Annotated in this window: 16 protein-coding genes; 9 read left to right on the top strand and 7 right to left on the bottom strand. The window is 38.5% G+C overall.

Annotation, left to right across the window (positions count from 1 at the left end):
- Positions 1-29: 29 nt before the first annotated feature.
- Positions 30-3839, top strand: coding sequence for a PAS domain-containing hybrid sensor histidine kinase/response regulator (locus H5089_RS18630; RefSeq protein WP_182712857.1), 3810 nt, complete (start codon positions 30-32; stop codon positions 3837-3839).
- A complete protein-coding gene (locus H5089_RS18625; protein ID WP_182712856.1) occupies positions 3823-4722 on the top strand; it encodes a diguanylate cyclase in 900 nt (299 codons plus the stop codon). The genes H5089_RS18630 and H5089_RS18625 overlap by 17 nt, the downstream gene beginning before the upstream one ends.
- Positions 4723-4789: 67 nt before the next feature.
- Here the strand turns inward: H5089_RS18625 and H5089_RS18620 are convergent, their stop codons facing one another.
- Both H5089_RS18620 and H5089_RS18615 read right to left on the bottom strand, forming a co-directional pair.
- Positions 4790-5170 carry a DUF3192 domain-containing protein gene (locus H5089_RS18620; protein WP_024596200.1) on the bottom strand — a complete coding sequence of 127 codons (381 nt, stop codon included), beginning with the start codon at positions 5168-5170 and terminating at the stop codon, positions 4790-4792.
- A gap of 185 nt (positions 5171-5355) precedes the next feature.
- Positions 5356-6300, bottom strand: a complete 945-nt coding sequence (locus tag H5089_RS18615; RefSeq protein WP_182712855.1) for a D-2-hydroxyacid dehydrogenase — start codon at positions 6298-6300, stop codon at positions 5356-5358.
- A gap of 389 nt (positions 6301-6689) precedes the next feature.
- Between H5089_RS18615 and H5089_RS18610 the strand changes: the two genes are divergently transcribed.
- Positions 6690-7823 (top strand): 1-acyl-sn-glycerol-3-phosphate acyltransferase, encoded by a 1134-nt coding sequence (locus H5089_RS18610; protein WP_154903727.1) that lies wholly within the window; start codon positions 6690-6692, stop codon positions 7821-7823.
- A 105-nt stretch (positions 7824-7928) separates the two neighbouring features.
- Positions 7929-8174 carry a DUF1289 domain-containing protein gene (locus H5089_RS18605; RefSeq protein ID WP_008170756.1) on the top strand — a complete coding sequence of 82 codons (246 nt, stop codon included), beginning with the start codon at positions 7929-7931 and terminating at the stop codon, positions 8172-8174.
- Here the strand turns inward: H5089_RS18605 and H5089_RS18600 are convergent.
- Positions 8171-8869 (bottom strand): ABC transporter substrate-binding protein, encoded by a 699-nt coding sequence (locus H5089_RS18600; protein WP_182712854.1) that lies wholly within the window; start codon positions 8867-8869, stop codon positions 8171-8173. The genes H5089_RS18605 and H5089_RS18600 overlap by 4 nt on opposite strands.
- Before the next feature lie 119 nt (positions 8870-8988).
- On the opposite strand from H5089_RS18600, the gene H5089_RS18595 reads away from it, so the two are divergent.
- From H5089_RS18595 to H5089_RS18585, 3 genes are read left to right on the top strand one after another with little or no spacing between them, the layout of a single operon-like run.
- Positions 8989-9192 (top strand): DUF3283 family protein, encoded by a 204-nt coding sequence (locus H5089_RS18595; protein ID WP_024596204.1) that lies wholly within the window; start codon positions 8989-8991, stop codon positions 9190-9192.
- Between the two features lie 14 nt (positions 9193-9206).
- Positions 9207-9608: a GNAT family N-acetyltransferase gene (locus tag H5089_RS18590; protein WP_182712853.1), complete on the top strand. Its 402-nt coding sequence runs from the start codon at positions 9207-9209 to the stop codon at positions 9606-9608.
- Positions 9609-9633: 25 nt separating this feature from the next.
- Positions 9634-14136 carry an EAL domain-containing protein gene (locus H5089_RS18585; protein ID WP_182712852.1) on the top strand — a complete coding sequence of 1501 codons (4503 nt, stop codon included), beginning with the start codon at positions 9634-9636 and terminating at the stop codon, positions 14134-14136.
- A 16-nt stretch (positions 14137-14152) separates the two neighbouring features.
- On the opposite strand, the gene H5089_RS18580 is transcribed toward H5089_RS18585, so the two are convergent.
- Together H5089_RS18580 and H5089_RS18575 are read right to left on the bottom strand one after the other, a co-directional pair.
- Entirely contained in the window at positions 14153-15106 is a 954-nt protein-coding gene (locus H5089_RS18580; protein ID WP_182712851.1) for an ion transporter, read from the bottom strand.
- Positions 15106-17775 carry a bifunctional acetate--CoA ligase family protein/GNAT family N-acetyltransferase gene (locus H5089_RS18575; protein WP_182712850.1) on the bottom strand — a complete coding sequence of 890 codons (2670 nt, stop codon included), beginning with the start codon at positions 17773-17775 and terminating at the stop codon, positions 15106-15108. The genes H5089_RS18580 and H5089_RS18575 overlap by 1 nt, the downstream gene beginning before the upstream one ends.
- A 114-nt stretch (positions 17776-17889) precedes the next feature.
- Between H5089_RS18575 and H5089_RS18570 the strand changes: the two genes are divergently transcribed.
- Positions 17890-18606 (top strand): SIMPL domain-containing protein, encoded by a 717-nt coding sequence (locus H5089_RS18570; protein ID WP_182671393.1) that lies wholly within the window; start codon positions 17890-17892, stop codon positions 18604-18606.
- A 320-nt stretch (positions 18607-18926) separates the two neighbouring features.
- The gene (locus H5089_RS18565; protein ID WP_182712849.1) at positions 18927-19370 is read left to right on the top strand and encodes a hypothetical protein; all 444 of its coding nucleotides are present in this window, start codon (positions 18927-18929) and stop codon (positions 19368-19370) included.
- Here H5089_RS18565 and H5089_RS18560 read toward each other — a convergent pair.
- Together H5089_RS18560 and H5089_RS18555 are read right to left on the bottom strand one after the other, a co-directional pair.
- Complete coding sequence (locus H5089_RS18560; protein WP_002962577.1) at positions 19353-20021, bottom strand: hypothetical protein; 669 nt, start codon at positions 20019-20021, stop codon at positions 19353-19355. The genes H5089_RS18565 and H5089_RS18560 overlap by 18 nt on opposite strands.
- A gap of 90 nt (positions 20022-20111) precedes the next feature.
- Positions 20112-21947, bottom strand: coding sequence for a DUF885 family protein (locus H5089_RS18555; RefSeq protein ID WP_182712848.1), 1836 nt, complete (start codon positions 21945-21947; stop codon positions 20112-20114).
- Between the last annotated feature and the right edge of the window lie 33 nt (positions 21948-21980).

The following is a 21980-nucleotide window of genomic DNA, read 5'->3' as shown; positions in this document are numbered from 1 at the left end:
GATAGTCTATCGATTGATTTTCGAGCCAAATGGCAGGCAGTACATTGAATTTTTTACCTCTGAAGCATTATTATCGTTCATTATTTATTGCGCTGTTAGTGCCATTGATTGTCGCTTTTTTACTGTGCTTGCACTTATATAATATAAAGCTTGAGCGGACGGTTGAAAAACGCCAAGCTGACTTTACAAATGTTTCAGCGCAAGTTACCCACGGGATGGACTCGGTGAGTAATCTACTTACCACCATGTTTAACTTATACGAGCAAGTGACTTATCCCAAAATAAATCAAGATTTGCTCGAAGGTATAAATCAATATGATGGTTACTATTATCGTCATTTTATTGATCAAAGTACGGAAATTGTAGGTAAAGGTGAGTTTGCGTTATCTGCTAAGGCATTAATGCAGTGGCAGCAGGCTATTACATTAGGGCCTTCGTTTAATACAACGCTTGCGCTAATGCAGTCATTATCTGCTGTAGCGTATGTTGATGATAATGGTTTTGCTTATGTAAGCAGGCACAACAAAAGCCAAAGTTTAATGCTTACTGAAATTTTAAATGGAAAATTTAAGCCAAAATTTGCGCAAAACAAACTTACTTCAAGCCCTATTGTTAAAGTGAATGACAATTCGTATTTTGCTATTGGTCGACAACGAAGCACTGGCTCAGCCGATTACATTATTTTAATTTATGATGTTCAAGCAATTTCTGGGTGGTTAAAAAAGGTGTCACCGAACAGTGGTGAATACGTTTTTATGAACCAATCGCATCAAATTATCGCCAGCTCTAAACAGGTAATAGAGCAAGCGACTGCGTTAAAAAATTATTGGCCAGACTTGGCCGATCATCAGAGTCAAAAAACAGTATTAACTAGTGATAGTAATTACTTTATGCAGCCTATGGATGAGTTACCTATTCACGCAGGATTTTTCGAGCACAAACCCCAATTAATAAGCTCAATTAAGTATGAGATATTACTAGAGTTTACTTTTTTAACGCTATTTTTAAGTATTATGTTTGGCGTGTTTTTTTGGTTAAGTCAGCGCATTTTTATAAAGCCGATGACTCACTTAATGTCATACCTTGAGAGTAACGGTACACAACAAGAAGAGCAGCTAAATTACAAAGTACCACTGAGCTGGCAACCTTGGTTTTCTAAAGTGAAGCGTGTATTTACTAAAAACAAACAGTTAGTTGATTCATTACAAAGTGCAAATAAAGCTCTGGACGACCAAGTTCAGCTGCAATCAGAAAAACTAAGCCGCAGTTACGAAGCGAAAGAGCGCCACTTAGCTTTACTCAACACTATGCTAAACAGTGTGCCAGACCTTATTTACTTTAAAAATATTGATGGTTCATTCTTAGGATGCAATAAAGCATTTGAGGCATATATCGGTAAAGATCAAACTGCATTAGTTGGTAAATATGTAGATGATTTAGGTGACAATGATCAGCAAATAAATGCGCTTGAAAAACAAGTATTACAAAACAGAAATAGTGTTGAACAGCGAATAGAAACCGATACAAAATCGTATCAACTTACTATTGCACCTTTTTATAACGAGCACCAACACCTGTTAGGAACCATGGGCATTGGTCGCGATATTACCGAGCAGCAACAAACATTATTGGCCTTAAAATCATCTGAATCTAAATTTAGAAGTGCAATTGAATTTGCGGCTAACTGCGTGGTTTTACTCTCGCTTGAACACACAATATTGCAAGTAAATAAAGCAGCAAGAAAGCAGTTTTCTGATCAGCCAGTACTAGTTGGGGAGCAGTTGAAAGCATTATTTGATGACTCCCAGTGGAAGCAAATAAAAAGCACTTTAGCGCAATTGCTAGATGACAAAAAACGCGTATACCATTTAACGCTTGCTCAAGGGGGTTTAACAAGCTGGTTGCAACTAAGTGTATCGCTTGTCTGGGATGAAAACCGCGATCCAGCTTATTATGTTATACACATTCAGGATGTAAGTGCCTTAACTAAATCAAAACTTGATGCCGAACGAGCAACCCTAGCTAAAAGCCGCTTTATAGCCAATTTAAGTCATGAAATACGTACCCCTTTGAACGCTGTTTTAGGGTTGCTTGATATGTTAATTGAGCAAGGCTTAACGCAAAAGCAATTACAACAAACGGATCAAGCTAAGCATGCAGCACAAAGCTTGTTATTAATGCTTAATAGAATGCTTGATTTTGCACGTATTGAAGGTTCGCAAACCGATTTAAAACAAGCGTCTTTTAGCATGGTTGAGCTGGTGGATATTTGTGAAAGCTTAACGGCTCCATTGTGCGAAGGAAAAGGTATTGAATTTGTTATTGATATTGACCCGCTAATAGCACCTGATTTGATATGCGACAGTATACGTTTGCAGCAAATATTAGGTAACTTATTAACTAATGCCGTTAAGTTTACAAAAACAGGTTCCATTACTTTAAAAATGGAACTTATTGAAAGCGATAGCCTAGAGCAACAGCATATTTGCTTTAAAGTAATCGATACTGGCATGGGTATAGATGAAGCTGATCAAAGTCGCTTATTCGATGCTTTTACTCAAGGTGATGAATCTTCAACCCGCATACACCAAGGGGTTGGGCTAGGTTTAGCTATTGTTAAACATGCAGTATCGTTAATGGGTGGGGAGATTGCTTTAAAGAGTAAAAAAGGCCACGGCAGCGAATTTTATTTCAGTATTAGCTTTTTAGTTGATACCACTAAAAACACAGTGTTACCGACTAATACATTGGCTATTTTATCTGATCAAAGTAAAGAGCTTAAGCAGGTGACAAATGCATATAACGAACTTGCTAATATTAATTTAGATGAGGTACTGAAATACCCAATTAAGCTCTCTAATACTCAAAAAATAATAATTGATGCAGCTGACTTACCTGCACTTTTAAATGTTGAAGCGATTAATGATTCGTTATCAGCTAAAGAAACATCGGTAATTATTATTAATCATCAGCACACACTTAATTTACCGACAAGCGAGCACTTAGCTGCGCATCACGTTAAAGCATCGGCATTAGGGCAAAGGCTATTTAGTTTGAACTCTCAGCAAAAGCCTATAGTTAATACAAGTGCCGCAGTACACAGTGCAACTGAAAGTAAAGCTGATATATCGGGTCTACTTGTATTAGCCATTGATGATAATCAGCTTAACTTAGAAATAATTAGCAGTGTTCTGCGCCAAGCAAACGTAAATGTTGTTACGGCTTTAAGCGCATCAATTGGTATGGAATTATTGCAAGTTTTGAAGCCTGACTTAATATTGATGGATGTGCAAATGCCGAAAATAGATGGCTGTCAAGCAACCGCTTTGATTCGTCAACAGTTTGACGCAAAGCAACTGCCTATTTTTGCTTTAACGGCTCATTGCGAGCCTGCTGATGTAGAACGTTCTTTAAAGTGCGGCATGAATAAACATTTAACTAAACCGGTTGTTGCTAAAGTACTTATTGATGCAATTGCTGACTTAAACTTAGTTAAACCAAGCTTTTTTGAAAAATCATTTGCTTTAACGCAGTTTAGTATGGATGAAAAACTACTTAATACGATGATTGATAAGTTTGCTAGCTTGTGTGAAACCCAGCTATCGCAACTAGAAGAAACAACCAATAAGGATGATTTGGTACGTTTAGTGCATAGTATCAAGGGTGTAGCAGGTAATTTAGGTTTTAGACGATTATCACATTGTGCTTTATTGTGTGAAAGAACGCTTAAAACAACTAATAAGCCTATTGAGATTACACTACAAGAGCTTATCATACAGCTAGAACAGGTAATTGTTTTTATAAAAGGGCTAGGGGTTAGGGATGTCGAAAAGAGCTAAAGTACTTATTGTGGATGATGATCCAATCAACAGATTAGTACTTGAAAAAACACTTAAAGCAGAGCACGACGTGTTCTTAGTTGACAGTGGTGAAAAAGCACTGACCTTTGTAAAAACAGCGCAAGTTGATTTAATAATCCTTGATGTAATTATGCCTGGAATTGACGGCTATCAAGTACTTGTGGAGCTTAAAGAAAACCCAATAACTCAGTCTATTCCTATTATATTTATATCAGCCAATCGTAGCCATGATGATGAAGCAAAGGGTTTAGAGCTCGGTGCAATGGACTACATAACCAAGCCATTTAGTCCTTCTATTGTTCGCGTTAGAGTGCGCAACCAACTCCTCATAAAGCAAAAAAATGATTTGCTAGAAATGCTAGCTTCGATAGATGGCTTAACTGAGATACCAAATAGACGCTACCTTGATGAAAACTTATCTCGAGAATGGCGCCGCAGCAAACGAAGTGGCACACCGCTATCGGTGTTACTTATGGATATAGACCACTTTAAACGCTATAACGATTGCTATGGACACCGTGCTGGCGACGAGTGTTTAAAGAATGTTGCGCAAGCACTTGCAGCTCAATGTGAACGTGGCAGTGACTTTATTGCTCGTTATGGCGGAGAAGAATTTGCTGCTGTGCTACCAGGAATTGATAAGCACGAGGCAATGGAGTTTGCTAATAAATTACGCAATGCTGTAAATGCTTTGAATATAGAACATAAAGCTTCATTAAATGCAGACCACATCACTATAAGTATAGGTATTGCCACTACACAAAGTGGTAAGGTGTATGCTGAGCAAGCATTATTAGAAGAGGCCGATTTAGGCTTATATGCCGCTAAAGATGCAGGGAGAGATAGAATAGTCGCACGCTAAAAACTTAATATACAAAAAACGCCAATATTCATATATTGGCATTTTTGTATCGAACATTTTTTATTGGTTACTGCGTGATCATACCTAAAGCGGTGTCACCAATGCCCACTAACTTATCATTTTTAAATACAAGTGGCGTACATTCATCTTTTGTTGTTTTTGAATCTGAATGCTTGCTATGCGTTACATAAAAAAGTACTTGGTATACATCATCATCTTTTTTTAATAGCTCAGTGAAATTAGGCGTTTTTAATTGCGTTAAAACAGACTGATAGCTGCTATCCATTTTTAGCTCCGATATAACTTCACGATTATTTTTATGCTGTGCTTGCCAGCTTGATGAGTTTTTCCCTGCCCAATGAGTCTCAGCTTCGCCATCTGACACGGCAATAACACAGCCTGTTAAAAATGGAGCGATTAAAGCGGCTGCTAAAAGTGATTTTTTCATTTTTATTTACCTTAATAAGATTTTTAATTGGTTATTAACTGTATTAAAGCAAAGAGTAGACCATATTGATAAGTTGTTATGAATCAGTTTGTTAAGTGAGTCAAGCTGTTTTTATCTAATAAAATATTAAATATATTAGTAAAAACAGCCACTTTTTAGCTTATTTGATTACTACAATAAAATGATTAAACCAAGCGGTTGCGTGATTCACCTTTAGTAAATGCCGCAATATTCAAACTTACTTCATTAATTAAACGCACAATAGATTCAGTACTTGCCCATGCAATATGTGGAGTAAGTAATAAGTTATTGCCTGTGTAATTAGCAAGTGGATTTGAAGTTTCAGCAGGTTCTTTAGTTAGTACATCAACACCCGCTCCAGCAATTAGGTTTTGCTTAAGCGCTGTTGCTAAGTCGGCTTCGTTAATAATACCACCACGTGCTGTATTAATAATTATAGCGCTTGGCTTCATCATTTTAAGCTCATTAAGTGCGATTAAATCACGTGTTTCATCTGTAAGCGGGCAGTGTACGCTGATTATATCGGCTGTTTTAATGACGTCTTCAAAAGGCGTACGACCATCGCGACATTTAACCCCTTTACGCTCTGCAACAATAACATTAGCGCCAAATGCCTCAGCCACTTTAGCAACGCCTTTGCCTAGCGTACCGCCGCCTATAATGGCAAATGTTTTACCTTGCAAGTCGTTAAAGCTGTAATCGAGTATGCAAAACATTTCACTTTTTTGCCATGCGCCTTGCTGGCAATCCGCCTGATAGCGGTGGGTGTTACCCAGTAAGTTAGTAATTAAAGAAAATGTATGTTGAACAACTGAAGGGGTTGAGTAGCCAGCTACATTAGTTACGGCAATACCAAATTCTTTAGCGGCTTCTAAATCAACATTATTAGTACCGGTTGCACTTACGCAAATTAATTTCAGTTGTGTTAGCTGACTAATTGTATCGCGATTCAAAACTGCTTTATTAGTGATTAATACATCAGCGCCTTGGCAATGCTCAATAACTTGCTCTGGGCTGGTAAGTTCATAAGTCGTTAATTTACCAAGTTGTTCTATACACGAAAGAGATGTTTTAGCTAACGTTGCGTTATCAAGAATAGTAATGTTCATTATGAGCCCTAAAATAAGTGGATCTGAAAGAGTTAAAATCGTAAAAAAGAGGCTTACGATCCATCAAAAATCTAAAATATGGGCTTAAGGTACTACGAAAGAAAGGCTTTGTTAATGCTATTACTACCAAATGATTAGAGGGCTATGTAGTAGTGGTCTGCCCACTAGCAGATTGAGAACATGGTATTTTGCTAGACTGATCAGTTTTTTTGCACTTATAAGCAAGCCTGTGATCATAGAAGGTAATTAAACTCGGCTTTAAAGCAAGTTGCTAAAATAAAAAATCGTTTTTTTGGTTATTTCGCATTTTAGATTGGCTGAGTTATAATCGGATATAGACATAAACGGTGCGCTTTAGCGTGCCGTTTTTTAACATTGTAGATGTAGTAATGAGTGAATTAGAAGATAAATACGCAGATATACGCCCATACAACGACGACGAAGTTGCGGCGTCGCTTACACGTTTGATTAACGATGATGCGTTTATTGATGTAATAGCAAAGTATAATTTACCGCGCTTTTTATCGGCAGTGCCTTTTATTGCACGTCCAATGGTAAGAAGTCAGTTACGCAAAAAATGGGGCAAAGTAAGCACCGTTGAAGATGTGCAAAATGAAGTGGCGCAATACTTAGATAAACTAGTGAAGCGCACCACATCAAAAGTTACCTTTTCTGGGCTAGATCAGTTAGACGCTAATCAGGCCTATTTATTTATTTCAAACCACAGAGACATAGTGCTTGATCCTGCATTAGTTAATTGGGGTTTATATCAGCATAAAATGAAAACAGTGCGTATTGCTATTGGCGATAATTTATTGCAAATACCTTACATTACTGAGCTTATGCGTTTAAATAAAAGTTTCATTGTTAAGCGCTCTGCTAAAGCACCAAAAGAAATGTTAAAAGCATTAACCCAGTTATCGTCATATATCTATGACTCTTTAATCGGTGGAAATTCTATTTGGATTGCACAAAAAGAAGGACGTGCAAAAGACGGTTTTGATCAAACAGATCCTGCCCTTTTAAAAATGTTGCAATTAAATGGACGTAAACAAAAGAAAGAATTTGGCGATTATATTAAAGAGTTAAAAATAGTGCCTGTTTCTATTTCTTATCAATATGAACCGTGTGCAATTGCTAAGGCTAAAGAGCTTTATCATAAACAGCATCATGGTGAATATATTAAGTCAGCGGGTGAAGATATTGCCAGTATTGTTGAAGGTTTTAGTTCAGCTAAAGGGCATGTGCATTTAGCATTTGGACAGCCAATCGAATCTAAATGTGATAGTGCTGAAGAGCTTGCTAAAACAATTGATAGGCAAATTGTAGATTCGTTTTATTTGCACCCAGGTAATTACATTGCTGGTGGCTGTAAAGAGGCGGTAATAGACTCTCCAGATACAGCGACGTTTGAACAGCGTTTAGCCTGTGTACCAGAAGAGTTAAAACCGTTAGTGCTGGCCATGTACGCTAAGCCATTTCACCGTAAAACAGAGATAAATACCAATAGCTGTGAGTATTAATAATCCCAGCTCAACAAAACTAAGCAGCAATTAAATTGCTGCTTTTTTTTTGCTCAAAAATAACGCTATACTAATACCTCCTCTTCAACTGGGCGGTACTTATGCATGCAACAAATTGAAATATTTGATATTCCAAGTCCTTGCAAAAGTATTTGCTTAGTTAACAACAGAGGGTATTGCAAAGGGTGTTATCGTAGTCGGGATGAGCGCTTTTCGTGGAATACCTTATCGAACGACCAAAAAAAGAAGGTGCTTAGTTTGTGCCAGCAGCGCTACAAGCGCTACCTTCAAAAAAAGCAGCAAAATGCAGTGCCAAGCACGCAGGCGCAGCAGCAAGGGTTCGACTTTTAAAAGCTTAATCCATATTTGGCTCTTAGTGCGTACGCAGTGCCATTGTTAGTTAGGTTAATTAATGACATTTTAAGCTTTTCTACTAAGTTTTCATTACGTTTATTTAAATAATGATAAAGCGGATAAGTACTCAATACTTCTTTTACAAAACAGCCTTGAGGTGACGGGAGCTCATTATTTTGCATTATAAAGTTAATCATCAAAGCTCCCTGTACTTTTTTCTGAGCAAGCAAATTAAGTTGGGTATTCATGCTTTTAACTTTAATAATATTCCCTGCAAACTGTGTGCTTGCTAAATAATGTTCTTGCACAGGGTAGCCATCAACAATTGCGACGCTATCGAGCTGTTCTAAACTGTTAGGTAAACAGTTTTTATATAATACTAAGTCAAACTTAAATAGCTCATAATCGACTCTAATTAAGTTTTCGTAATTTTCTTCAACGCTTGCATCTCTTCCTAACTGCCCATCAAGTACGCCATTATTTGCAGCGAGCAAAGCATTTTTGTGACTAAAATCGATTATATGTATTTTAAAACCGATATCTGCGTATGCTAACTTTAATAGCTCGAGGGCATAATCAGCTTGAGGTGTACTTTGCGGACGATTAAAAGTGAGGTTGTATTGATGACTAAAACAAGAGGCACTAAAAAATAAATTTACCAATAATAACAAGATACTAAAATGTCTATTCATTATCAGTTCCAATTACTACAGAAATAAATAAAATAAGACGCGTATAATAACAAGGAGATTACCTCTTGCCCAGTTTAGAGGGGGAATCAAATAATCTTAAAAGCGAATGAGGAAGTATTGTGAGTTTTAATTTATGCCTATTACCACGTGAAGAAAAATATCAAATTCAGTTAGATTATGAAGCGTCTTTTTGGGCGTATCAAATTAAGCGTAATAAAAAAACGAGAGAGCAAGTTTACAACACAATCCACAGCCGCCCAGTGGCAGAGCAAATGGTTTTGAAACAAAAATTTGAACAGTATTTAGCGCTAATGCTTAGCTAAATATCGATATAAAAATGTATAAAGTTGAAGTGTTAAATGAACTAAAAACCCCACTTGTGAATAAATTCTACAAAAAGCACAGCGTAAGAGGGCGTGCTAATAAACAAGATAAGGTATGGGTTACTTACTATAATAATGAAATAGTGGCAGCATGTAGGTTACAAGATAAAACAGAGTTTTTATTTTTATCTACCATGTTTGTTGCGCTGGGACATCGCGGTAAAGGGATTGCAAAACAATTGCTTTCAACACTCTTAAAGTCGCAAAATAGAGAGATAAAGACCTTCGCATATGAAAACGTAGCTGATTTATATTGTGCTATTGGTTTTAACCAGGTGTTAACATATACTCTTGCTTTACAAGTACTTTTTGATACTTACAAACATCGAAATATAGTCGCTCTAGAGTACCCATAATAATAAATAATAATATGGAATAAGCATGAGTAAATACGTTAATGGGATCATTAGTTGCTTTGTAGTTTTAATAACTATTCTAAGTTGCCAAGTAGAGGCACAAGTAAAACGTTTATCTCCTAGCGAAGGCTTATCACAAAGCTACGTTAATACAGTGCTTATAGACACTAACGGTTACCTTTGGCTTTCGACAGAGGCCGGGCTTAATCGTTATGATGGCTATCAAGTTATTCCAATAAACGGCCCTAATGGTGAGTTAGAAGAGGCGATCATCGATCGTATTTACCAAGACCCTCAAGGGCACATTTGGATAGCCTCTTTACTTGCAGGCCTGTTTAGATACGACCCCGTAACAGATTCATATCAGCAATTTCTAGAAAAACCGACCAGTGAAGAAGAAATTATCAATCAGTCTGTTTTTAGTATGGTGGCCGTTGATAAAAAAACACTTTGGATTGGGCGAGGCCGCGATTTTGCAAAGCTTGATATCGCAACCGGAAAAATAACAACTATTTTTGAGCTTCCGGCTAAATATAAAAATACCCTTGTGAGAAAGCTGTTTGCCTACAATGGTTATATATTTATAGGTACAAGCCATGGTGCATACGTATTTGATATTGCCACCGAGCAAGTTAGACCTCTACAGCATTTAAAAGGTGAAGCTGAGCATATTTACCAAAATAATGTGAAGTCTTTCGCATTAGGTGAAAATAAACAGTTGTTAGTAGGGGCGGTACAAGGCTTATACGAAGTTGATATTAGTAACTTATCAAAAATGTTTGAACGCCCAGATTTACCTTTTAAAAGTAAGGTATTACTAAGTGACTTAAATGTTTGGAGCATAGTAAACGAACACGGAACAATAGATTTAGCTACCGACAAAGGCTTGTTTAAATTTGATTTAAACACAAAAGAGCTGATTAAAAATACTCGAATAGCCAAAAGTAAGTACACACTTGCCGATACCAGTATTATTGATATGGCTAAAGATAAATCGGGTGGTACATGGGTTGCGACTAAGACTGATGGAGCGTTTTACTTATCTCACGACAGCTATCATTTTAATAATGTCGATGGCACTTTGCTCGGGGGGGATGGTTTATCACATCACTCTATCTGGGGGATTACCGAATATAAAGACAAGCTTTGGCTTGCAACGCATAACGGTATTACCGAGGTTGATTTAAAAACAAATATTGGTAAAGCTTATTTAAAAGACTACAAAGTCGACTTACTCACCACTGAGTTTACCGTATATGAAATAACGCCCTATAAAGATAATTTATGGCTTTATACAAACCGTGGTTTATTTATTTTTGACCCTGTAACGCATCAAGTTAGCGAACCAAAAGTGCATAACCCTGCTGATCAAGAGCTGATTACTGGTAGAGTGCATGGCGTTACACTCATGCCAAATGGCGATCTATACTTTGTGCACTCAGATCATGGGGTATTTATATACAATATAGATTCTCAAGTAATAACGCGTCTGGGTGGCCAGTTTGACCAGTTTGAACCCTTTTTAGCTCATGGCTTTTTACCCGCGTTGAGCAATAAGCCAGACTCGCCACTATTTTTTAATGCTGGAATTTTATATCAAGTAAACCCAAGTGATTTAGCACTTAAAATGATTTACAAAGTGCCAAAGCAGCACGAAAACGTAGCCATTAGCGTGCTTTCTTATTTAATTGATAACAACAATATATTGTGGATATCACTTTCTAATTTTGGCTTGATAGGCCTTGACGCATCTACTTATCAATTAGTACATACAATCGATTTAGAGAAGAATAAATTAGGCACATTGCTTTACGATATGGTGCTAGATGATGATGGCATGATCTGGATGAGTAGCCATAAAGGCATTTGGCGATTAAACCCAGAAACACTTCATTTTCAACAATTTTCTACGTCAGAAGGGTTACTCTCTGCTGAGTTTAATAGTAACGCCATGGCACAGCTTAAAGATGGCCATATTGCGTATGGTAGCTTAAAAGGTTTTACTTATTTTCACCCAATGGAAAACCAAAATTACCAGTCACTTATTGATCACGTAAATATTACGCGAGTTGATTTAATGTCACGAGATCTATCGCTTGATTTAAAACAGCCTCTTAACGAGGTTGTGTTAAACCATGATGATATTGGGCTTGAAGTGGCATTTTCGGCTATGGCATTTAGTAATCAAGAACGCATTATTTATGAGTATCAACTCGATAACGGACAAAAAAGTTATACTCGAAATAACAACCGCGTATTGTTTCCAAAATTGAATCCAGGTAATTACCAATTAAAAGTTTGGGCTAAAGACCCCCTGACTGGCGAATATACCTCGCCTGCTATTTTAAAAATAAAAGTAAAGTATCCGCTTTGGCGTGCACCTTATTTTATGGTGCTTTACGCCATGCTGTTTATTGGTTTTGTTGTTATGTGGGTTATGCGCCGTAATAAAATTCAGCGTATTTTATTGGCAGCAAATAAAGAAAGTAAAGAAAGCGAAGCGCGTTTAAAATTAGCGCTTGAAGGCAGCGAATCGGGTGTTTGGGATTGGGAGTCGAGCAACCCAAGCATTTACCAACCTCGCTTAGCGAGTGAGTTAGGCTACGAAAATGAAACCGTAAGCCTTGATGAATATTTATCTAAAATTCATCCGCAAGATAAACAGCTATTTCGCTTAGAGTGGCTTGAATTTTTATCTACCGATAAAGGTTACTTTAATTGTACCTACCGCCTGCGCCATGCAAAAGGCTATTGGCGCTGGTATAAGGACTTTGGAAAAGTAGTTGAGTGGGATGATAAAACTCCACAAAAAGTAGCGGGTACTTATACAAATATGACCCGTGAGATGGTGTTTGAAGAACACGCTTTACTATTTACGGCAGCATTTGAGCAAACACGTGATTGGGTGTTTATACTCGATAAAAACTTAAATATTCGGGCTTCTAATAAATCACTGCAAACCGCCTTTAACTTCACCGCTGAGTCGTTATCTAGCCGGACTTTAAATTTAGGTATATCGCGCAGCAATCGTTTTGATTATTTACGCATTATGCAAAAGCTATCTGTTGGGGAGCATTTTTCGTGCGAAGACAGTGTGGTTTTAGCTAATGGTGAATCGCGTCATGTACTTGTGAAAATAAGTGCAGTGGCCGATAACGAGCAGCGCCTTAATAGTTATGTCATTATTTTAACCGATATAAACGCACAAAAATCAGCTGAAAACGAGCTGCACCTATTGGCCAACTACGATGCCTTAACTGGGCTGCCAAATCGTACATTATTTAATGACCGCGTTGAACACGCCCTTGAACAAGCAAAACTGCATGGATGCAAAGTGGCTTTGTTACATATCAATATTAAACGTTTTAAATACTTTAATGACTCATTAGGGCACGAAGCGGCTGATGAGCTAATTAAAGAAGTTGCTGAGCGCTTAAAGTGCTCTTTGCGACCATCGGATAGTGTTGCGCGATTTGGTGGTGATGAGTTTGTCGTGTTAGTAGAAGATATTCATCAGATAGAGCAAGTACTTATAATATGTACTAAGTTGATGGATTGCGTGAATCAAAATATTGCGATTAATGGTCAAGTTGTAAACGTTAATTTAAGTATTGGTGTGTCGATATCGCCAGATGACGCAGAGCAAGGCCCCGCACTTTTAAAAGCTGCGAGCATAGCGTTATATCATGCAAAAGACTCTTTAGAAGGGCGCTACCAGTTTTATAAGCAAGAGATGAACCAGCATGTTCAAAGAGCGCTGCATCTTGAATCTCAGCTTACTAGAGCGTATCGAGAAGAAGAGTTTTGTAATTACTATCAGCCTATTATTAATGCTAAGAGCCAAAAAACAGAAGGCTTTGAAGTGCTGCTTCGTTGGCCCGAAAATAAACTAGTACAAACTCAAGAGTTTTCGCTGGCTGCAGAGGGGATAGGCTTAATTACAAAAATTATGCTGCAGACCTTTGCGCGCGCTTTATTGGAGTTAAAAGAGTGGCGAAAAGCCTCACCTAACCTGTATTTATCTATTAATTTATCAGCACTAGATTTTGAGTTTAAAGAACTCGTACCTGAAATTAAAAAAGCGTTAAATAATTCAGGTGTATCATCTGAGGCAATTGTTTTTGAAATAACCGAATCAATATTAATGCGTGATTCAAAAGAAGCGCTGCACAGCATGGAACAACTTAAAAAGTTGGGTTGTAGATTGTACATGGATGATTTTGGTACAGGTTACGCATCACTTACTTATTTAAAGCGTTTCCCTATTGATGTACTTAAAATAGATAGAAGCTTTGTACAAGACATAGGCATAGACTCTGATGATGAGGCCATTATCCAATCAACACTCGCGCTTGCAGATAGTTTAGGCAAAGAGTGTGTCGCTGAGGGCGTAGAAAGCTCGCACCAACTTGCTTTTTTAAAGGCGAGAGGGTGCAAGCATTTCCAAGGGTATTTATTTAGTAAACCGGTACCTAATACCGAAGTACTCGCGCTTATTAATCGCGATTGGAGTGATATATTTAATTAATCATAGCAGTACTTGTTTAAGGCCTTTTACCGCAGTGTCTGCAAAACAAATGGCTGTTATGCTCATTTAACTGCGTTTTAATGGCCTTATTAGCTTCTAGTTTACTCAAGCCTAACTTATGGCGTAGCTCTTCTAGGTGTACTTGTTGGGTATCATTAAGTGTGCCATCTTGAATTGACTCGTGCACTGCGTCTTCAAAAAACTGACGCCGTTTACGTATCTGTTCTGAAAAACTAGACGCCAGTAATCCGGTAGGAATAGCGACCATACCCATGCTCAGTAGTGTGATAACGCCACCGAAAAACTTACCCAATGGCGTTATAGGTACTACATCGCCATAACCAACGGTCGTTAGTGTTGCCATTGCCCACCACATAGCCGCAGGAATAGAGCCAAATTTATCGGGTTGTATATCGTGCTCAATTAAATAAATTCCGCATGAAGCTAAAATAAGCACAACGGCCATTATAAAAAAAGCAGCCATTAATGAACTACCTTCATCGTTAAAGGCTTTTAAAAGTAGCTGCATGGCGCGTGAGTAGCGAGTGAGTTTAAATACTCTTAATAATCTGAGTATGCGTAAAAAACGTAAATCGAGAGGAAATAAAAACATCATTAAGCTTGGCAAAATCGCTATTAAGTCGATTAACGCAAGTGGTGATAAAAAATACTTTAATCTGCGTTTACTGTTCGAGCCTTCCATTGCTACATATTGTGTTTTATCTACACAGGCCCAAAGCCTGGCTAAGTATTCAATAGCAAAAATAGCGACCGATACAATTTCTAAAACTAAGAATTCGTTGTAATACTGCTCTGCCACACTTGGGATTGACTCAATAACAATGGCTACAACGTTAATCATTATTATGCTAATGAGCGCAATATCAAGAATATGCCCTGAGCGTTGATATTGACCTGTACCTTCAAACAGGCAAGCCATTTTTTGGCGTAACGTTTGCGGTTCATTCATTATTTAAGTTTAAGTACCATGTTAATACTGCCTTCTTCAAAGTCGCGACTAATTTTAAAACCTAGCTTACGGGCAAGTTCGATCATCCCTGTATTCTCTGGTAAGGTTATGCCTTCAATCGACTCCACACCTTGACGTTTACAGTGATTAATTGCAGCGCTCATTAGTATACGACCAAGCCCTAAGCCTTGGCAGTCTGAGCGTACTACAATAGCAAACTCAGCATGTAAGTTATCGGGGTCCATAATGACGCGAGACACACCCAGTGTACGGGTTTTACCTTCAAAGCGTTGGCACACAATAAACGCCATTTCACGGTCGTAATCAATTTGCGTCATTTTAGCGAGTTGATCGTGGTTAAACTGTGGAAGCTCGCCAAAAAAGCGTTTATATCTGTCTTCTTTGTTAAGTGACTCGTCAAATACTTTATGAGCTTGTTCATCTTCTGGTTTTATAGGCCTAAGCGTAGCTTGGGTGCCGTTTTTAAGTGTTACCACTTCAACAAGTTCAATAGGGTAGGGACGAATAGATAAGCGCTTACGATTGCTCTGAGCTTGATAGCGGTTAAGTGTCATAGTGGCATCGAGCACTAAAAACTGCCCATTGCTGGCAAGTATAGGATTTAGTTCCATTGAGCTTATATCGGGTTGATCAATAACTAACTGAGAAATACGCGTTAGCAGTGCACATAAACGATACTTATCAACTTTCTCGGGGAGTATGCGCTCCTTTAATACGCCTTTGTCGTGCGCTGCGGCAATTAAATACTTTGCCAAGTTCATATTCAGTGGAGGCAGAGCAACGGCGGCTTGTGCATATTCAAGGCCGGTGCCTGCTTCACCTAATAATATAACTGGGCCAAAATTAGACTCGGTTTTAATTGCAATTCGCAGCTCATTTGCGCCTGCTCGCGGCGCCATTTTTTGTAATGAAAACCCTTCAATAACAGCATCCGGATAAGTGTTTTTAATACGGATAAGCATCGCAAAAGCAGTTTGTTCAACCTCGTTGGCGTCGTTTAAATTAAGCACCACCCCACCTACTTCAGACTTTGAGGCAATACTTGGACTAATCAGTTTTAATGCGACTGGAAAACCAAGCTCAATGGCTTGCTCTTTGGCTTCTGTTGGGGTGTAAGCCACTTCAGTTTGAATGCATTTAATACCATAGTGGTTTAATACTTGGCTTGCCTGATGAGTAGGTAAGTAGCTTTGTCCATCATCTAAAAACTCATTAATAAGGGTTCTAGCTGCCACCTTATTTATTTTAGCGTCATCAGTGTTCGACTCAGGTGTTTGCGTTAAATGCTTTTGGTTACGACGATACGTTACCAAGTGCATAAATGCGCCAACAGCCCCTTCGGGCGTACGATAAGTGGGTATTGCGTTGTTTGAGCACACTTTTCTGGCAGCGTAAGATGCGTCTTCACCCATAAAGTTAGTTATAACGTAAGGGCGCGCCATTTTAGGTAATGTTTGTAAGGTTTCTACAATAATGTTGGCGTAGTCTTCGCTGGGCGCAAGCGCTGAGGGAGTGTGGATAATCAGTAAGTTTTTAACTTCTTTTGCGTGCAGTAAAATTTCTAATGCTTGCTTATAACGCGCAGGTGCTGAGTCGCCAAAAATATCCACAGGGTTTGAGGTGGTTTCTGATTGCGGAATGACTTTATTTAGCGCATTTCGGGTTTCAATGCTTAGTTCTGCTAATTTACCGGAGCTTTGAATTAGCTCATCAACGGCCATAACACCTGGGCCGCCACCATTAGTTAAAATTGTCAGTTGTTCTACTTTTAATAATTTTGGATGCATGGCGAGTGTTTGTGTCGCTGCAAATAGCTCTCGTAAATCATTTACACGCAGCATACCCGCTCGTTGAAATAACGCATCGTAAACAGCGTCAGAGCTTTGCTTTCCGCCGGTGTGAATTTCGGCTGCAAGTGCGCCTGCAGTTGTTTTACCTGTTTTAATCGCAATTACAGGCTTACTAAAGGCCGCGGCTCTTGCTGCTGATATAAAACCACGAATATCTTCAATGTTATCTATGTAGAGTAAAATAGCTTTGGTTTTAGCATCACGACCTAAAAAGTCGAGTAGTTCATTAAAGTTTATATCAAGGCAATCACCTACTGATACAAAATATGAAAAGCCAATTTCTTTGTTTTTAGCCCAATCTAAAATGGTTGAGCATACTGCTGCTGATTGCGATACAAATGCTATTTTACCTGGGCTTGCCACGGTATGTGAAAAGCTCGCATTTAACCCAATATGAGGGATCAGCAAGCCTAAACAGTTGGGTCCAAGCAAAGTAACTTGCTTGGCTTGAGCGCATGCTTTAAGCGCGCTTTTTTGCTCCCCAGACAGCCCATCGGCAATAACAATAGCGGTTTTACAGCCAAGCTCTCCAAGCTGCTCAATAATATCAATTAAGGTGTTTTTGTTAGTACAAATAACAGCAAGGTCAGGTACTTTTGGTAAGTCAGCAATAGAGGGGTAAGCAAGTACGCCATGTACTGCGCTATGGCTTGGAGTAACAGGCATTATCGGCCCTTTAAAGCCACCTTGAAGTAAGTTGCGCATAACCACAAAACCAGCCCGAGTTGATATGTTAGAGGCGCCAATAACGGCCACTGAGCTTGGGTTAAAAAATTGGGTTATACGCTTAAGGCTCATGGTTTTTCCTAGGCTGATTAAATTTTGCGTTATTTATAGTCTCAATGTACCCTGTTTACTGTGTTATTTCGAGCGTCTCGATGCTTATTATTGATATCAATCAAGGAGATTATTGTGAATAAAAACCCCGGTTTTTACATTGTTATAGCGGCTATTTGTTTAAGTATAGGCTTAATTAGCTTAGGGTTTATTTTAAAAAGTACCGCTTTGAGTGTGAAAGGGATGGAACGTACTGTGCAGGTTAAGGGATTGGCCGAGCGAGAAGTAATAGCCGATACGGTAATTTGGCCTCTGCAATTTAGTGATGCCGACAATAACCTTGAAAAATTAGTAAGCCGGGTTGAGAAAAAAAATGATGCTGTAACTGCTTTTTTAAAACTCCATGGTTTTGACGATGATGAAATAACAATAGGTAGCCAGTCAGTTATTGATAAGCAAGCACGTGAATACAGCAATGAAAATCAGCAATTTAGATACATAGTGCGCTCAAATATTATTGTTTATTCTGCTGCGCCAGATAAAGTGCAAAACGCGCTGAGCAAAGTGAGCCAGCTTGCTAAACAAGATATCGCAATAGTGCAAGATAGCTACGAAACAAAAGTTGAATACATCTTTACTGGCCTCAATGATGTAAAGCCTGCGATGGTGCAAGAAGCAACTGAAAAAGCGCGTGAAGTCGCTAATAAATTTGCTAAAGACTCTAATTCAAAATTAGGCAAAATAAAAACAGCTCGCCAAGGGCAATTTAGTATCAGTAATCGAGATTCAAACACACCGCAAATAAAAAATATAAGAGTGGTAACCAGTGTTGAATATTACTTAAATGACTAGGGCCTGTTGACCTTTCAGAATTAAAATTTGTTCAATCTAGGTGCGATTTAATCGCGGCGTGAGGTTTGTAACCTAGCGGGCTAAGTAAAAACCGAGCTAAGCTTCCGCGTCCTGCTCACGCCCCTTACCTACATCCATGTAGGCAACAAAGAGTAAATTGTCCCTAGGCAGAACCCTTCGGCAGCGCATGTTTGGCATTTATTCCACGTTACCGCCTATTTATGGGAAATAACCACACTGCATAGGCTCTGCCTTGCCTAAATACCAAACATACTGCTGCAAATTTAACCTCGAAAGATAAACAGGCTCTAGGAAATAATATGTCAGAGTCTAAATATGGTCAGTTTGTACTGGCGCCCCGTTCGTATTTTTTCACTGCTATAGCGAGCGTAGTATTTGCGTTTATAGGCTTTAGTTATAATGCATGGCGGATGGAGGCAAGTGAAGATAACAACAATACACGCATTGCTAGCTTTCAAATCTTACAAGAACTAGCCGAGCTTGAGCTTATTGTATTTGCGGCACATTACGATAATAACAAAATAGATGGCAGCCCCAGAAAAGGCTGGGTTAAAGTTAACTTAATTCATGACTTAAACTACTTAGCCGTTGATGAAGTACATTTAAAAACAAAAGACTTACAAAAGGTCTGGCAAACAAATTGGCCAAATATGGTTGATCACCAAAGTGCTGCGCAATCTATTACACATGCCATAGACAGAGTGCGTACAGAAGTTGTGAGTGAATTAAAGCGCCTTGATTAAGTGAGCAACTTGCGCCGTTGAGCGTTGCAAGTAAGCGGCGCTCAGTAAAATTGTGGTCTCGTTAACTTTTTGCCCTTTTATTACGTTGGCAAGCTGTTGTTTAGCGTTAGGATTTTGTTTTTGCTCTATTTCCATTAATGCTAACAAAGCTGAAAATTCATGCTTTACCGGTGTGCTAGGTTTATTTGCATAGGCTATGTAGCAGGCAACCGGTGTTAAGCCATGAGAGTTGGGCTGCGCCAGCGCTTTAGCTAACTCATCATTTGATTCAAACAACATCAAAGAGCGCACATAGTTAAATGGCAGCTTTGTAGCATCGGCGTGCTTAAACACATTGTGCAGTACGTTATTTCCTTGTGTATCTTGTACTAAAAAGCCTTTATTTACTTTCAGCGCAGGGGTAAAAAAGCTCAATGCGTCAATATTAGTGAGTTGATTAATAAATGGAGAAGGCGCTGTGTTAGAGCTTAATATCCGCGTTGCTATGTTTTGCATAAAGTCATACTTAACACTTAACCGTTGGGCGCTGTCATATAAATGGTTAAGCTGCAAAGTTTGCTGAGCAGGGCTTAACTGCTTAAAGTCGTTATCGAGCTCATTTAACTGTTGCTTTGAAATACGCGCATTAAGTAGTTGTATGCTTAAATCCATTATTATTTCCAAAAATCTTTTTTACTACTATAAAACAAAAAAGGCCGCAAATGCGACCTTTCATATTTAAAGCAATTGTTTAAATTGGTTTTAAGCTTTTTTGCTTGCTACCCATTCATTAACAAAGTTCTCTAGTACATTTAGTGGTACAGGACCATTTTTAAGCACTACGTCGTGGAACTGGCGAATATCAAACTTATCACCAAGTTGCTTTTTAGCGTCTTCACGAAGTTCTAAAATCTTAAGCATACCCACTTTATAAGCCGTTGCTTGTGAAGGCATTACAATGTGACGCTCAACCATTTTAACACCGTCAGATGTTGCATTAGGCGTGTTATTTACGTAGTAATCAATACCTTCTTGACGAGTCCACTTCATCGCGTGAATACCCGTATCAACCACTAGACGACATGCGCGCCATAGCTCCATTGAAAGACGACCAAAATCTGAGTAAGGGTCTGAGTACATGCCCATTTCTTTAGGAATGAACTCTGAGTATAAACCCCAACCTTCAATATACGCTGTGTAACCACCAAATTTACGGAACTTAGGAACGCCTTCTAGTTCTTGCGAAATAGCGATTTGCATGTGGTGACCCGGAATACCTTCGTGGTAAGCAAGTGCTTCCATTTGATATGTTGGCATAGCTTCCATGTCATAAAGGTTAGCGTAGTAAATGCCTGGGCGTGAACCATCTGGAGCTGGCTGTTGGTAAAATGCCTTGCCCGCAGCTTTTTCACGGAATGCTTCAACTGCTTTTACTTTTAAATCAGCTTTTGGTTTAACAATGAATAACTCATCTAAGCGTGTTTTCATTGTATCAATAAGTCCAGTGGCTTCATCAAGGTAGCGTTGCTTACCTTGTGCATCATTACGGTAGTAAAATTGTTTGTCAGTTTTCATAAACTGCATAAACGCTTTTAAGTCGCCTTTAAAGCCTACTTTATCTTTAATTTCACGCATTTCATCATGAATACGTGTCACTTCAGATAAACCAATTGCATGAATTTCTTTAGCCGTTAAATCTGTTGTTGTAGTGCGCTTAAGTGCGTTGTTATAAAACGCTTCGCCATCTGGTAATTTCCATGCGCCATCGCGATCATCAGCACGTTTCTCAAGCTGCGCTAGGTAATTAATTAGCTTAGAGTAAGATGGTTTAACAGCCGATTTTAATGCATCTGATGCATCGCTGATTAACGAGTCTTTTTCGTTTTGGTTAATTTCAAGCGCTGTTACTTTGCGTTTAAAGTCGGCAAGCAATGTAGAATCATCGCCTTTTTCAAACGGTGCACCGTGAATAATGTTTTTGCTTGAATCTATAACATGCGGGAACACAAATTTAGGAGCAATAATCCCCTTATCAGCACGAGTTTCTAAGTCAGTAATTAGCTGATCAATAACGTCAGTTACACCATTTAGGCGTGAAATGTAGTCTTTAGCTTCTTTTACATTACTAATTGAGTGCTGATTAATTAAAAACGCAGGGATCATAGAATGCGTACCAAACATTTGGTTCACAGGGTAATTATGGTAGCGCCATTTAAAGTCAGCAATTGAGCTTTCAAGATCCTGTTTTTTTAAGTCGTAGCTAACTTTTGTTGCATCATCTAACAAATCACGATTAATTGCTTTTAATGTAACTAGGTCAGCTTTTGTTTGTGCTAAATCTTTAAGCTTTCTTTCTTCGCTGCCATCGTCCCATTTATCGTAATCTTGCTTAATCCCCATGTATGTTTGATATACAGGGCTGCTCATTACATCGCGGTTAAATGTATCTTCAAAAAATGCATTGGCTTTGTCTATTTCACTTTGTTGTGATTGAACTGCTTGTGCAATAGGGGCTGAAGTAGATTGTTGTGTTGTTTGCTGGCAGCCAGCAAGTAGTGCAACGCTTACTGCGGCCGCAATAAAAGTGAGTTTACGCATTGTTTTCCCTTTTGTTGTTAGAAACCCATTAGG

The sequence above is a fragment of the Pseudoalteromonas sp. SR45-1 genome, assembly GCF_014163655.1.
Lineage (GTDB): Bacteria > Pseudomonadota > Gammaproteobacteria > Enterobacterales > Alteromonadaceae > Pseudoalteromonas > Pseudoalteromonas distincta.
This window is presented reverse-complemented; position numbering and strand designations above follow the sequence as displayed.